The sequence below is a fragment of the Microbacterium galbum genome, assembly GCF_032464915.1.
In the GTDB taxonomy this organism is placed as follows: Bacteria; Actinomycetota; Actinomycetes; order Actinomycetales; family Microbacteriaceae; genus Microbacterium; species Microbacterium galbum.
Map to the genome: position 1 here is coordinate 76,575 of NZ_JAWDIS010000002.1, position 13,859 is coordinate 90,433.

Sequence of the window (13,859 nt, forward strand, 5' to 3'; positions counted from 1 at the left end):
GACTCAACCGCGGGTGCGGTTCTTGTTCCACACGTCGAAGGCCACGGCCAGCAGCAGCACGAGACCCTTGATGAACTGCTGCACGTCGGTCGAGATGCCCATGAGCGACATGCCGTTGTTCAGCACACCCATGACCAGACCACCGGCGATCGCGCCGACGACGCGGCCGACGCCACCCTGCACGGCGGCACCGCCGATGAAGGATGCCGCGATGGCGTCCAGCTCGAAGAGGTTTCCGGCGCCGGGGCCGGCCGAGTTCAGGCGGCCCGTGAAGACGATGCCGGCGAGGGCCGCGAGCACTCCCATGTTCACGAAGAGCAGGAAGTCGACGCGACGGGTGTTGATGCCCGACAGCTTGGCCGCGGTGCGGTTGCCGCCGATCGCGTAGATGTGGCGACCGAAGACGCTGCGGCTCATGACGGTCGAGTACCCGATGATGAGCAGCGCCAGCACGACGAGCACGATGGGCGTGCCGCGCGATCCGGGCGCGACACCCAGCAGGTAGGTGAGGTACGCGATGAGGGCGCCGCCACCGATGACCTTCACCAGGAACGCCGCGGTGGGCTCGTTCTGCAGCTCGAGGGCTGCGCGCTTGGCGCGCTGACGCACCTGCGACGCGACGAAGAGCACGAGGGTGAGCACGCCCAGGGCGACGGTGATCCACTCGGCCGGCGAGCTGGTCGCCGGGAAGAGGTCGGGGAACAGGTAGCCGCCGCCGAGCTGGCGGTACTCGGTCGGGAAGGGCGTGATCTGCGTGTTGCCGAGCGTCATCTGCGTGAGGCCGCGGAACAGGAGCATGCCCGCCAGGGTCACGATGAAGGCCGGGATGCCGATGTATGCCACCCAGAAGCCCTGCCACATGCCGACCACCGCGCCCAGCACGAGGGAGAGCAGGATGCCGAGCCACCAGGGCAGGCCCCACTGCACGATGAGCACGCCCGAGACGGCGCCGACGAAGGCCGCGACCGATCCGACCGAGAGGTCGATGTGGCCGGCGATGATGATCATCACCATGCCGATCGCGAGGATCAGGATGTAGCTGTTCTGGACGATGATGTTCGACACGTTGCCCGCGGTGAGCAGGCGCCCGCCGGTGAGGGCCTGGAACAGCAGCACGATGACGATCAGCGCGATGAAGATGCCGATCTCGCGCAGGCGCGAGGTGAAGAACTGCACGATGCCGCCGGCACCGCTGCCACTGCCGTTACCGGCGCCACCGCCGACGGGGCCCTTCGGCGTTGAGGGACCCTGCGGGGTCACCGTGTTGTCAAGCGCTGACATGGTCGGCTTCCTTTTCCTTCGTCATGAGCACCATGAGGGCCTCCGGTGTGGCCTCTTCGATGGGCAGCTGGCCGGTGATGTGGCCTTCGCTGAGGGTGTAGATGCGGTCGCAGATGCCGAGGAGCTCGGGCAGCTCCGAGGAGATGACGAGCACCCCCTTGCCCTGCGCCGCGAGGGAGTTGATGATCGTGTAGATCTCGTACTTGGCACCGACGTCGATGCCACGGGTGGGCTCGTCGAGGATGAGCACCTCGGGGTCGGAGAACAGCCACTGCGACAGCACGACCTTCTGCTGGTTGCCGCCGGAGAGCTTGCCCACGACCACGTCGACGCTGGGCGCCTTGATGTTCATCGACTTGCGGTAGCGGTTGGCGACCAGGTACTCCTCGTCGCCGTCGACCCAGCCGCCCTTCACGAGCTTGCGCATCCCGGCGAGCGAGATGTTGCGCTTGATCGTGTCGATGAGGTTGAGCCCGGCGCCCTTGCGATCCTCGGTCACGTAGGCCAGACCGCTGCGGATCGCCGCGGGAACGGTCGAGGTGTCGGCCTTCTGCCCGCGGATGTAGACGCTGCCGGAGATGCGCGAGCCGAAGCTCTTGCCGAAGACGCTCATCGCGAGCTCCGTGCGACCGGCGCCCATGAGACCCGCGATGCCGACGACCTCGCCGGCGCGCACGTTCAGGTTCGCCTGGTGGATGACGGTACGGGTGGCATCCGTGGGGTGGCTGACGTTCCAGTCCTCGATGCGCAGGACCTCTTCGCCGATCTCCACGTCGCGGTCGGGGTACCGGTTCTCCAGCTCACGGCCGACCATGCCGCGGATGATGCGGTCTTCGCTGGTGCCGCCGGTCGCGACGTCGAGCGTCTCGATCGTGCGGCCGTCGCGGATGATGGTCACCTCGTCGGCGATCGCGCGGATCTCGTTGAGCTTGTGGCTGATGATGATGCAGGTGATGCCCTGGCCGCGGAGGTGGCGGATCAGATCGAGCAGGTGCTCGGAATCGTCGTCGTTCAGGGCCGCGGTCGGCTCGTCGAGGATGAGGAGCTTGACGTCCTTCGACAGCGCCTTGGCGATCTCGACGAGCTGCTGCTTGCCGACGCCGATCTCGTTCACCGGCACGTCGGGGCTGTCGCCGAGTCCCACGCGCGCGAGGAGCTTCGAGGCCTCGCGGTTGGTGGCATCCCAGTCGATGAGACCACGGTGGGTGATCTCGTTGCCGAGGAAGATGTTCTCGGCGATCGAGAGGTAGGGGCTCAGCGCGAGCTCCTGGTGGATGATGACGATGCCGGCCGCTTCGCTGTCGCGGATGTCCTTGAACTCCACGGTCTGGCCGTCGAAGACGATCTCCCCGCGGTAGTCGCCCGCGGGATACACACCGCTGAGCACCTTCATGAGGGTCGACTTGCCGGCGCCGTTCTCGCCGCAGATGGCGTGGACGGTCCCGCGCTCGACGGTCAGCGACACGTCGGCGAGCGCGATGACGCCGGGGAACTCCTTGGTGATCGAGCGCATCTCGAGGATGGTGCTCACGAGGTCCTCCTTGCAGAACCGGCTCGTGGCCGGTCGGGATGGTGGGGCGGGCGCCGGAGGCGGACCCGCGGGAGCCTCCGCCGCGACCCGATGGGGCCGCGGCGGAGGCGGGGTGGGAGACCGGGGTCCCCCGGGGGATCAGCCCAGGTCAGACTCGGAGTAGTAGCCGCTGTCGACCAGGATCTCCTTGTAGTTGTCCTTCGTGACGATCGTCGACTCGAGCAGGTACGACGGGACGACCTTCTCGCCGTTGTCGTAGGTCTCGGTGTCGTTGACCTCGGGCTCGGTGCCCTTGCGGATGTCGTCGACCATGGTCACGGCCTGCTTGGCGAGCTCGCGCGTGTCCTTGAAGATCGTCGAGTACTGCTCACCCGCGATGATCGACTTGATCGAGCCGACCTCTGCGTCCTGACCCGTGATGACGGGCAGGTCGGAGGCCGAGTAGCCGCCCGAGGTGAGGGCCGAGATGATGCCGATCGACAGGCCGTCGTAGGGCGAGAGCACGCCGTTGAGCTTGGTGCCGCCGATGACGGTGAGGATGTTCTCCATGCGCTTCTGCGCCGTCTCGGGCAGCCAGCGGAGGATGGCCGCCTGGCCGAACTCGGTCTGGCCGGAGGGGACGACGAGCGTGCCCTTGTCCAGGTACGGCTGCAGGGTGTCGATGGCACCCTTCCAGAAGAACGTGGCGTTGTTGTCGTCGGGGCTACCGGCGAACAGCTCGACGTTGAAGGGACCGGCGGCGCCCGTCTCCTTGCCCGAGGCGTCGAGGACGCCCAGGCCCGTGAGGAGCGAGGTGGCCTGCTGCACGCCGACCTTGTAGTTGTCGAACGTCGTGTAGTAGTCGACGTTCTCGGTGCCGTTGATGAGGCGGTCGTACGCGATGACGGGGATGTTCGCGTCCTTGGCCTGCTGCAGCACGTCGGTCAGCGTGGTGCCGTCGATCGAGGCGATGATCAGGGCCTTGGCGCCCGTGGTGATCATGTTCTCGATCTGCGAGACCTGCGTGGGGATGTCGTCGTTGGCGTACTGCAGGTCGACCTGGTAGCCGAGCTCCTCGAGCTGCGACTTGACGTTGTTGCCGTCGGCGATCCACCGCTCCGACTGCTGCGTGGGCATGGCGACGCCGATGGTTCCGCCGGCCTCCTGCGAGTCGCCGCTGCCGGCGCCGGTGCGGTCTCCCGCGCAACCGGCGAGGCCGATGCCGAGCGCGAGGACGCCCGCTCCCGCGACCGCCTTGAGCATGCTGTGCTTCTTCACTCTGGTTCCCTCCGTTGGGTATGTGGCGCGGTCTCTCCCCATGGAGCCCACCGCTTCAGCGAGCGACGCACCGGCCGGGCGCAGAGGTCGGCGGGGCGAAACGAAGCCGTTCGGCGAGGCGGTGACCCGCATCGTTCGAAACCTCTTCGTCTCGACGGATCCGCTCCGCAGCGAGTCCCGTCGGCCTGTGCGACCGGTCATGTGACCGTTCACATCGTGTGTGTGATGCTACCCCGCCGCCGGAGGAAGCTGTCAAGTCCCGGTGCGCTCACCGACCAGCCGTTGCCGAAACGTGACGATTCGAGGCCAAGGCGGCACGCGCGACGCGGGCGCGGTCAGCGGGAAGGCGGTGCGGTGGAGGAGCGCACGATGAGGCGCAGCTGGGCGGGGTCCGACGACGAGTCCTCACCCGTCGCCTCGCCCAGGGCGGCGAGGAGGTCGGTCATCGCGCGGGTCCCGATCCCGACGAAGTCCTGCCGGACGGTCGTCAGCGGGGGCCAGAGGTGAGCGGATTCGGGCACGTCGTCGAACCCGACGACCGAGATGTCCTCGGGGACGGAGCGACCTATGGCCCGAACGGCATGCATGAACCCGAGCGCCATATGGTCGTTGCCCGCGAACACCGCGGTGGCGTCCTCGGTGCGCAAGAGCTCCAGCCCGGCCTCGAAACCGAACTGCGCGGTCCAGTCGCCCAGCACCGGCGGACGGGGCGACAGGTCGTTGGCATCCATCTCGGCGAGGTAGCCGCGCATGCGGTGATCGGCCTCGACCCAATCGCGGGGCCCGGCGATGTGCAGGATGCGGGTGTGCCCCAGCTCGATGAGGTGGCGCACGGCGGCGCGGGCACCGGCCGTCTGATCGTTGTGGGATGTCGCGGTGCCGGTGGACGCGACGATCTGCACCGGAACCGGGAGCTTCAGCTCGTCGAGGATCGGGACCACCCGTGTCTGCGGCGCGACGGCGATCAGCCCCTCGATCGACTGCTGCATGAGGTGGTCGATGGAGGACCGCACGTCGTCGGGGGCACTGGTGGCGAGGTTGGTGATCGTGAGCCGATAGCCCGCAGCGCGGGCGGCCGACTCGATCGCCTGGACCATCGAGGCGACGCCGTGCGTGGGCGTGCGCGGACCCAGCACGCCGATGAGCTTCGACCGGCTGGTCGCCAGCGCGCGGGCCGCCTGGTTCGGCACGAACTTCAGCTCGGCGATGGCGGAACGCACCTTGGCGGCGGTCTCGGGCCGCAGCGCGGAACTGTTGTTGATGACCCGCGAGACGGTCTGGTACGACACCCCGGCGAGCCGCGCGACATCGCGGATGCTCGGGGCGCGCCCCGTGGTCTCCGGGATGTCGGTGTCGCTCATCAGCCGCCTCATTGCGGGTCGCGCGCGTTGCGTGACCGGTCACACGAGGATAGCCGACGCGGCGCTGTTCCCCGTTCCCGGCCCGTTCTCCCCGCTCCGACCACTCGCCGCAGACTTCCCGTCGCCGACGAAACCGCCGCCGGCTGCCGCCCCGATGTCAGCCGGATGCCGTCTCGCGCGGGCGGCGGCGCGGGGCGACCCGCTTCGTGACACCCCGCTCACGCGGGCCGGCACGAGTGCGCTCAGGAACGCAACAGGGCGCCGTAGAACCGGATGCCGCGCAGCCACACGTCGACACGGATGCGCTCGTCGGGCGCGTGCAGGGCGTCGCGCTCGGAGCGGGTGAGGTGGAACGGGGCGAAGCGGTACACGGCATCCGTCAGTCCCGTGTAGAAGCGGCTGTCGCTCGCCCCCAGCTGCAGGTACGGCAGGGGGACGACGTCGTCGCCGAGGGTCTCGGTCACGGTCCGAGACAGCCGCCGCCACGCCTCACCCCGCCAGGGCGAGACCGGCGACGGATCGTCTCCGTGGCGCAGCTCGATGTCGACGAGGGGGTCGCGCACCGCGCGCCGCAGATGGATCGCCGCGTCCGCGAGCGTGTCGCCGGTGAGCAGCCGCACGTTGACGCTCGCCCGCGCGGTGGTGGCCAGCACGTTCTCGCCCGGCGATCCCTCCAAGCGGGTGACCACGGCGGTCGTGCGCACGAGGGCGTTGGTCTCGGGACCGAGCGCCGACAGCACGACGGTGAGCACGGGTGCCGCCAGCCGCGGGCGTCGGAACACCGAGGCCAACGGCTCCGCGACGTGGGCGGCGGCGGTGGCGAGCATCGCGTGCACGGGAGGGGCGAGACGCCGAGGGAACGGGTGGCGCCGCAGGCGGTCGATCGCCCGCGCCAGCCGCGCCGTGGCCGGCATCGGCGGCGGCGTCGACGCGTGTCCGCCCGCCTCGCGGGTGACGAGGTCGAAGGTGGCGACCCCGCGCTCGGCGACCCCGATCATCGCCGTCGGCGCCGCGACCCCGGGAACCGCGCCGTCGACGACCGCTCCGCCCTCGTCGAGCACCAGCGCCGGTCGCACGCCCCGCTCCGCGAGGAGCCGCGCCATCGCACGGGCCCCGGTCCCGCGTGTCTCCTCGTCGTGGCCGAACGCGAGCCAGACGTCGGCCCGCGGTACGACGCCCTCGGCGAGCGCCTCCTCGACCGCTTCGAAGACGGCGACGAGCGCCCCCTTGTCGTCGATCGCGCCGCGGGCGTGGATCGTGGCATCCGGCCCCTCGCCTTCGATATCGGCGGCGAAGGGGTCGTGGCGCCAGGATTGCCCCTCGATCGGGACGACGTCCTGGTGCGCGAGGAGCAGCAGCGGCGCCTCGGTCGAGGCGCCCGGCCAGCGGTACAGCAACGAATGACCGGCGACGACCTCGCGCTCGAGGTGCGCATGCGTGAGGGGGTAGAGGCGCTCGAGCGTGTCGCGGAAGAGCACGAATGCGTCGTCGTCGACCTCGGCCGGATCGGCTCGGGAGACCGTGGGGATGGACAGCAGCTCACGGAAGCGCTCGACGGGCGTCATGCGACGAGCCTACGGGCCGTCCCGCCGCGCGTGCGGGGCCGCCCGCGTCGCCGGCGGAGGTGCGCGCGGCGTCCTGTCGGCGCCCGTGCGGCCCGGGCACGGATACGGTGGAGCGCATGACCGGACTGCACTGGGGCATCCTCGCAACGGGCGGCATCGCGCACGCCTTCACCTCCGACCTGCGCACCGCGGGCCTCGACGTCACCGCCGTCGGCTCGCGGAGCCTCGACAGCGCGCGGGAATTCGCCGCGGCGTACGACATCGCGCACGCGCACGGCTCGTACGACGACCTCGTGGCCGACCCCGACGTCGACATCGTCTACATCGCCACCCCGCACCCCTCGCATGTCGAGAACGCGCTGCTCGCCCTCGACCACGGCAAGCACGTGCTGGTCGAGAAGCCGTTCACCCTGAACGAGGCGGAGGCCGCAGCCATCCGCGAGAAGGCGGCCGAGAAGGGCCTGCTGGCGATGGAGGCGATGTGGACGCGCTACCTGCCGCACATGGTGCGCATCCGCGAGATCATCGCCGCCGGAACGCTCGGTGAGATCCGCGTCGTCGCCGCCGACCACACGCAGAAGATCTCGACCGACCCCGCGCACCGCCTCAACGACCTCGCCCTCGGCGGCGGCGCCCTGCTCGACCTCGGCATCTACCCGATCTCGTTCGCCGTCGACGTGCTGGGCCTGCCCGAGCAGGTGTCGGCACTCGCCCGGATCTCGGATGCCGGCAGCGACGCCGAGGTGGCGACCATGTTCGTGCACGAGGGCGGCGCCCTGTCGACCACGGTGTCGTCATCGCGCGCGGCGGGCGCCGACACGGCGCAGGTCGTCGGGACCGAGGCCCGCATCGAGATCGACCGCGTCTGGTACACGCCCACCTCGTTCCGGGTGATCACCTCCGACGGCACGGTCACAGAGGAGTTCACCAGCGAGATCGAGGGGCGCGGCATGCAGTTCCAGGCTCTCGCGGCGGAGCGCCTCGTCGCCGACGGCGCGATCTCGAGCGATGTGCTGGGGATCGACGAGACCGTCGCGATCATGGGCGTGCTCGACGAGGTGCGTCGTCAGATCGGCGTGGTGTATCCCGGCGAGCGCTGAGCGCGCCGCCCGTCACCCGCCCCGTCCGACCCCGCGGTCGGGCGGGGCGTCGCGTTTCAAGCAAAGAAGCGGGGCCGCACGGGCGGTGGTTGCGCGCCGGGCGGACCGGGATGCGGCCGCGGCGCATCGGTGCGCGGACCGGGCCCCGGCCCGGCGGCATCCGGGACGCCTCCTCGGCGCAATGGCCGCACGCAGCGCGTGACGGACCACGGCGGGACGGATGCCGGATCGCGCCGCGGCTACCCGGGAGGGGTCGCGACCGGTCAGACTGGAGGCATGCCCGACACCCAGACCGCCCGCGTCGCCGTCTACCTCGACTTCGACAACATCGTGATGTCGTGGTACGACCGCGTGCACGGGCGCAACGCGTATTCGCGCGACCGGCAGAAGATCGCCGAGAACCCCATGGACCCCGAGATCGCGGAACGCCTCACCAAGGCGACCATCGACGTGGGCGCCGTGATCGACTACGCAGCCTCGTTCGGCACGCTCGTGCTCACGCGCGCGTACGCCGACTGGTCGGCTCCGGTGAACGCCGAGTACCGCTCGCAGCTGGTGGCGCGCGCCGTCGACCTCGTGCAGCTCTTCCCCGCGGCGGCGTACGCGAAGAACGGCGCCGACATCCGGCTCGCGGTGGATGCCGTGGAAGACATGTTCCGCCTCCCCGACCTGACGCACGTCGTGATCGTCGCCGGCGACAGCGATTACGTCCCGCTCGCTCAGCGCGTCAAGCGCCTCGGTCGCTACGTCGTGGGCGTGGGGGTGGCGGGGTCGACGGCGAAGTCGCTCGCCGCGGCCTGCGACCGCTTCGACGCATACGACTCGCTGCCCGGCATCCCGAATCTCGCCGAGACGAAGAAGGATGCCGCGCCCTCGCGGCCCCGCGCCCGCAAGCGCTCGAAGGACCCGGCGGTCGACCTGCTCGACCGCGCCATGCAGCTGGAGGCCGAACGCGCCGACGGCGAGTGGCTGCACGCCTCGGCGGTCAAGGACCTCATGAAGCGCCTCGACCCGTCGTTCAGCGAGAAGGCGCTCGGGTTCCGCAGCTTCTCGGACTTCCTCAAGGCCCAGACCGACCACGTCGAGGTCGACGAGGAGTCGAACGTCGTGCAGGTGCGCGCGGTCGCCAGAAGCTGAGGCGCGCGGGCGGCTCCGCAGCCCCCTGGTCGAGTGTCCAGAACACCCGGACGCCGAAGGAAATCGTCCGGGTGTCGTGGACACTCGATGGTGGCGGAGGGCGCGCGGGAGCGGCGTGTCAGCGGCGCTCGGTGCCGGGCGCGACGTGCGCGAGCACGCGCTCCCAGACCGACGTCAGCGTGACGTGTCCGTTGATCGAGCCGATCTCATCGGTGGGGATGACCTCCATCTCGGCGACGCGCATGCGCTCGACGTACCACTGCGCGTCGGCGGGGTGCGCGGGCCCCTCGCCCCCCACGATCACGAGCGCCTCGGCATCCAGGTGGTCGAGGAGAGGGGTGCGCAGGTCGCGACTGAGGGGGTCGACGGGACTCTCGACGCCCACGATCGCGAGACGGTCCACGACCGGGCCCATGGCGGCGGCCAGATAGATCGCGATCGGCCCCGCCGATCGTTCGCCGACCAGCCCCACCGTCGCGCCGGGGGCCTCGCGGTCGAGTAGCGCCCGGAGCGCCTCGACGGTGAGACCGGCGGGCGTCTGGCCGCCGAAGACCGGCGGGTCCTCGAGCTCCGGAGCATCGAGGCCGACCGCCACGACGCGCACGTCGAAGGCCGAGGTCACGCGGGCATCGGGATCGGTCGTGGCGACGTCTCCGGTGCGCAGCACGACGACCACGCGCGGAGCACCGGGGGTGCCGAAGCTGCGGTAGCCGAGTTCGCCGTCGAGCCAGGGGGCCAGACTCATCGCGTCATCCTTCCGTCGCCGCACCGCCGCCGGGCAGCAGCGCGCGCAGGGTGTCGATCGTGTCGGCCTCGGCCGCGGGCTTGTCGGAGCGGTACTGCTTCACCCGGGCGAAGCGCAGGGCCACTCCCCCGGGATAGCGGACCGACCGCTGCACGCCGTCGATCGCGATCTCGACGACGGTGTCGGGGACGACACGGATGCCGCCGGGCACCTCGCCCGTCTCGCGTTCGGCGAAGTGCGCCGTCTGCCAGGTCAGCAGTTCGTCGGTGAGGCCCTTGAACGTCTTGCCGACCATGACGAAACCGCCCGGTTCGCCGAAGACCCCCTCGGGATCGCGGGCACCGAGGTGGAGGTTGGAGTACCAGCCCGACCGGCGACCCGAGCCGCGCTCGACGCCGAGCACGACGAGGTCGAACGTGTGCACCGGCTTGACCTTGAGCCAGCTCTTGCCGCGGCGGCCCGCGGTGTAGGCCGCGTCGAGCCCCTTGATCATGACGCCCTCGTGACCCGCCGCCAGGGCGTCGCGCGCGAAGGCGTCTGCGGCGTCGGAGTCGTCGGTAACGACGGCCGGGATGCGCCAGGCCGCCGCCACCCGCTCGAGCGCGTCGAGGCGCGCTCCGAGGGGTTCGTCGACGAGGTCGCTCCCGTCGAGATGCAGGATGTCGAAGAACCACGGTCGCAGGGCGATCTCGCGCGCGGCCTCGGCGCCGAATCGCGCCATGGTGTCTTGGAAGGGGCGCGGGGCACCGTCGTCGTCGAGTGACAACGTCTCGCCGTCGAGGATCACCGCCTCGACGGGCAGAGCCCTCACGACCTCCACGATCTCGGGGACGCGGTGGGTGACGTCGGCGAGGGTGCGGGTGTAAACGTGCACCTCGTCGCCCTGGCGGTGCACCTGCACGCGCGCGCCGTCGAGCTTGTACTCCACCGAGGCGCGCCCCGCGACGGCCAGCGCCTCCGCGACGGAGGTGGCGGTCGAGGCGAGCATGGGCTGCACGCCGCGGCCGACGACGAGTCCCACGGCATCCAGCTCGGCGTCCGAGCCCGTGAGGGCGACGAGCGCGGTGCCGCCGAGGTCGCCCGAAAGCATCGCCGCGCGTCGCACCGCGGCACCGTCGCGATCGGAGGCCCGGGCGACGGCATCCAGAAGCACGCCTTCGAGGGCACCCGTGCGCAATTCGCCCGTCATCACCCGCACGAGCAGGTGCCACTCGGCGGCCGTGGCGCGACCGGCCACCTCGTCGAGCAGTGCGGTGCGCTGCGCGGCCGATCCGCTGCCGCCGAGGGCCACGAGTCGGTCGAAGGCCTCGTCGACGTCGGAGACGGTCAGCGACGGGGTGTCGGCGTGCTCTCCCCCGCGGCTGGACAGCGTCTTCCACCCGACGCCGAGTCGCCCCTGGCGCGGGGAGGCGGTGAGGATCCCCACCGCGGGGACGATCTCGTCGGGCGCGAGCCCGCGCAGCAGTTGCGCGAGGGCGTCGACCTTCGCCAGACGCGAGCGCGTGCCGGTCACCGCCGCGAGCGCCGTCTCGATGTCGCCGAAGAGCATGTCGGCATCCTGGCATCCCCCTCCGACATCGCCGCGCCGCTTGCGTCGGCGCTCGGCGCGTGCCACCTCGCCGGACGGTGCGCCTCGCGCGTCGCGCACCACACGTCGGCCCCGCCCGCAACCCCCGAGCCGTTGCGGAACGCCTGAGGTGTGCTGGAGGACCTCCCCCCAGGAATGAGGCCTTCGTGAACGCTCCCGCCACCCTCGAACAGTCCGCCCGCACCGCCCGTGAGGTCTTCGGGTGGGACGACCTGCTCCCGGGGCAGGCCGAGGCGATCGACGCGGTGGTCAGCGGACGCGACACCCTCGTCGTCTTCCCCACCGGCGCCGGCAAGTCGGCGGTGTACCAGATCGCGGGGTGCGAACTCGGCGGCGTGACGGTGGTCATCTCGCCCCTCCTCGCCCTGCAGCGCGACCAGATCGACTCGATCGACCGCGCTCCCGACGCCCCCGCCGCCGTCGCGCTGAACTCCCGCACGAGCGCGAGCGCGAAGCGCGCCGCGTGGGCCGCCATCGAGGGCGACGATGCGGTGTACGCCTTTCTCGCCCCCGAGCAGCTGGCCAACAGCGAGGTGTTCGACCGTCTCGCGCGCGCCGACGTGCGGCTCGTGGTGATCGACGAGGCGCACTGCGTCTCGGCCTGGGGCCACGATTTCCGGCCCGACTACGCGCGCATCGGCGATGCCGTCGAAGCGCTGGGCCATCCCCCGGTGCTGGCGCTCACCGCCACGGCATCCGCCCCCGTCCGAGACGACATCGTCTCGAGCCTCGGCATGCGCGACCCGCACCTCGAGGTGCGCGGGATGGACCGCCCCGAGATCCACATGGCCGTCCGCCGACACGAGCACGACGACGACAAGCGTCGTGCCGTGATCGCGGATGTACAGGATGCCGACGGTCCGACGCTCGTGTACGTGGCGACGCGCAAGGAGACCGACGCCTACGCCGACGAGCTCGCCGACCTCGGGCTGCGCGCGGCGCCGTATCACGGGGCCATGGCGCAGAAGCGACGCGACGAGGTGCACGCCGCGTGGAGCGCGGGCGACCTCGACGTCGTCGTGGCCACCTCCGCCTTCGGCATGGGCGTCGACAAGTCCGACGTGCGCCTGGTCGTGCACGCCGACGTGACGGAGTCGCTGGACTCGTACGCCCAGGAGATCGGCCGCGCGGCGCGCGACGGCCGCCCCGCCCGCGCGATCCTGCACTACCGCGCCGAGGACTTCTCGCTGCGGTCGTTCTTCGCCGGTGGGCACAGTAAGCGCGCCGATGTCGCCGGGGTCTGGGACGAGCTGCGGCGGGCGGAGAAGCCGATGCGCGCGAAGGACATCGCCGCGTCGTCGGGCCGCTCGGTCCGCGCCATCGGGCGCGTGCTCAATCAGCTGGTCGCGTGCGAGCTCGCCGAGTCGGGTCCCGACGGCGTCTCCGCGCGCACGAAGGCGTCGGCGGGCGATGCGGTGGCCGCGGTCCGCGATCGCGACGAGGCCGAGGAGCGCGTCCGCGCCTCACGCATCGAGATCATGCGCGGCTACGCCGAGACCTCGCACTGCCGCCGTCGAGCCCTGCTGGAGTACTTCGGTGTCGAGACCCCGACCCACTGCGGGTCGTGCGACCGCTGCGACGCGGACGCCACCGCTCCGGCCCCGGTCGAGACGACGGCCCCGGATGCCGCGGCGGCCGACGCGGACGGCATCCGCATCGATTCCGTCGTCCAACACGGCGAGTTCGGCACCGGGACGGTGATGGGCGTCGAGGAGGACCGCCTCACGGTGTTCTTCCCCGAGCACGGGTACAAGGTGCTGGTCCGCGCGGCGTTCGAGACCGGCGTGCTGGAGCTGGGCGAAGCGGCCTGAGGCGCGGGGCTCGCACTCGCGCGAGGTCGCAGGTGCGGGGGCGGTACGCGCGAAGCGGCCTGAGGCGCGGGGTCAGTGCTCGCGCGTCGCCCACCACGCCCACGCCACGAGCGGCGGCTGCAGGAACAAGCGGAGGAAACGCGACCGGTCGGTGTTCAGGCCCGGGGCCGAGCGGCCCGTGCGCCACTGGTGCACGTTGCCCGGGAACACCGCGACGAAGAACGCGGCGATCGCCGCCCCGACACGCCGCCGCTCCACCGGAAGGGCGATCAGCGCGACCCCGAGCACCATCTCCACGGCGCCGGATGCCACGACGATGGCGTCCTTGTCAGTGTGCAGCAGTCGCGTCGCCCATCCCGGGACGACGATGCGGTAGCCACGACGCCCCCACGTGAGGTGGCCCGCGCCCGCCGCCACCAGCAAGAGGGCCAGCGCGCCGCGCGAGACCGATCGGAGTGTGGGGCGTCGTCGTCGTGGCATCCG

The 13,859-nt window shown here is 71.1% G+C and carries 11 protein-coding genes; 3 read left to right on the forward strand and 8 right to left on the reverse strand.

The features are described from left to right. Nucleotides 1–3 precede the first annotated feature (3 nt). The 5 genes from mmsB to RWH45_RS09520 all read right to left on the reverse strand — a co-directional run bounded on the left by mmsB (nt 4) and on the right by RWH45_RS09520 (nt 6,995). On the reverse strand, nt 4–1,281 hold the full coding sequence (mmsB, locus tag RWH45_RS09500; protein ID WP_315994672.1) for a multiple monosaccharide ABC transporter permease: 1,278 nt from the start codon (nt 1,279–1,281) through the stop codon (nt 4–6). Further along, a complete protein-coding gene (gene mmsA, locus RWH45_RS09505; RefSeq protein ID WP_315995257.1) occupies nt 1,268–2,794 on the reverse strand; it encodes a multiple monosaccharide ABC transporter ATP-binding protein in 1,527 nt (508 codons plus the stop codon). Before mmsA ends, mmsB begins: the two co-directional genes overlap by 14 nt. A 156-nt stretch (nt 2,795–2,950) precedes the next feature. Then, nucleotides 2,951–4,054, reverse strand: a complete 1,104-nt coding sequence (gene chvE / locus RWH45_RS09510) for a multiple monosaccharide ABC transporter substrate-binding protein (protein WP_315995258.1) — start codon at nt 4,052–4,054, stop codon at nt 2,951–2,953. Between the two features lie 350 nt (nt 4,055–4,404). Beyond that, a complete protein-coding gene (locus tag RWH45_RS09515; RefSeq protein ID WP_315994673.1) occupies nt 4,405–5,430 on the reverse strand; it encodes a LacI family DNA-binding transcriptional regulator in 1,026 nt (341 codons plus the stop codon). A gap of 242 nt (nt 5,431–5,672) precedes the next feature. Next, nucleotides 5,673–6,995 (reverse strand): M20/M25/M40 family metallo-hydrolase, encoded by a 1,323-nt coding sequence (locus tag RWH45_RS09520; RefSeq protein ID WP_315994674.1) that lies wholly within the window; start codon nt 6,993–6,995, stop codon nt 5,673–5,675. A 116-nt stretch (nt 6,996–7,111) separates the two neighbouring features. On the opposite strand from RWH45_RS09520, the gene RWH45_RS09525 reads away from it, so the two are divergent. After that, nucleotides 7,112–8,095, forward strand: coding sequence for a Gfo/Idh/MocA family protein (locus RWH45_RS09525; RefSeq protein WP_315994675.1), 984 nt, complete (start codon nt 7,112–7,114; stop codon nt 8,093–8,095). Nucleotides 8,096–8,371: 276 nt separating this feature from the next. Continuing rightward, nucleotides 8,372–9,232 carry an NYN domain-containing protein gene (locus RWH45_RS09530; RefSeq protein WP_315994676.1) on the forward strand — a complete coding sequence of 287 codons (861 nt, stop codon included), beginning with the start codon at nt 8,372–8,374 and terminating at the stop codon, nt 9,230–9,232. Between the two features lie 118 nt (nt 9,233–9,350). Here RWH45_RS09530 and RWH45_RS09535 read toward each other — a convergent pair whose 3' ends face one another. Then, nucleotides 9,351–9,977, reverse strand: coding sequence for a hypothetical protein (locus tag RWH45_RS09535; RefSeq protein WP_315994677.1), 627 nt, complete (start codon nt 9,975–9,977; stop codon nt 9,351–9,353). 4 nt (nt 9,978–9,981) lie between these two features. Beyond that, on the reverse strand, nt 9,982–11,526 hold the full coding sequence (locus RWH45_RS09540) for an ATP-dependent DNA ligase (RefSeq protein ID WP_315995259.1): 1,545 nt from the start codon (nt 11,524–11,526) through the stop codon (nt 9,982–9,984). A gap of 185 nt (nt 11,527–11,711) precedes the next feature. Here RWH45_RS09540 and RWH45_RS09545 point away from each other — a divergent pair, with 185 nt between their 5' ends. After that, a complete protein-coding gene (locus RWH45_RS09545) occupies nt 11,712–13,376 on the forward strand; it encodes a RecQ family ATP-dependent DNA helicase (RefSeq protein WP_315994678.1) in 1,665 nt (554 codons plus the stop codon). Nucleotides 13,377–13,448: 72 nt separating this feature from the next. Here the strand turns inward: RWH45_RS09545 and RWH45_RS09550 are convergent, their stop codons facing one another. Beyond that, on the reverse strand, nt 13,449–13,856 hold the full coding sequence (locus RWH45_RS09550; RefSeq protein ID WP_315994679.1) for a DoxX family protein: 408 nt from the start codon (nt 13,854–13,856) through the stop codon (nt 13,449–13,451). Nucleotides 13,857–13,859 lie beyond the last annotated feature (3 nt).

Coding starts and splice junctions, on each gene's coding strand:
- mmsB (WP_315994672.1), bottom strand. CDS start 1,281: ATGTCAGCGCTTGACAACACGGTGACCCCGCAGGGTCCCTCAACGCCG.
- mmsA (WP_315995257.1), bottom strand. CDS start 2,794: ATGCGCTCGATCACCAAGGAGTTCCCCGGCGTCATCGCGCTCGCCGAC.
- chvE (WP_315995258.1), bottom strand. CDS start 4,054: ATGCTCAAGGCGGTCGCGGGAGCGGGCGTCCTCGCGCTCGGCATCGGC.
- RWH45_RS09515 (WP_315994673.1), bottom strand. CDS start 5,430: ATGAGCGACACCGACATCCCGGAGACCACGGGGCGCGCCCCGAGCATC.
- RWH45_RS09520 (WP_315994674.1), bottom strand. CDS start 6,995: ATGACGCCCGTCGAGCGCTTCCGTGAGCTGCTGTCCATCCCCACGGTC.
- RWH45_RS09525 (WP_315994675.1), top strand. CDS start 7,112: ATGACCGGACTGCACTGGGGCATCCTCGCAACGGGCGGCATCGCGCAC.
- RWH45_RS09530 (WP_315994676.1), top strand. CDS start 8,372: ATGCCCGACACCCAGACCGCCCGCGTCGCCGTCTACCTCGACTTCGAC.
- RWH45_RS09535 (WP_315994677.1), bottom strand. CDS start 9,977: ATGAGTCTGGCCCCCTGGCTCGACGGCGAACTCGGCTACCGCAGCTTC.
- RWH45_RS09540 (WP_315995259.1), bottom strand. CDS start 11,526: ATGCTCTTCGGCGACATCGAGACGGCGCTCGCGGCGGTGACCGGCACG.
- RWH45_RS09550 (WP_315994679.1), bottom strand. CDS start 13,856: ATGCCACGACGACGACGCCCCACACTCCGATCGGTCTCGCGCGGCGCG.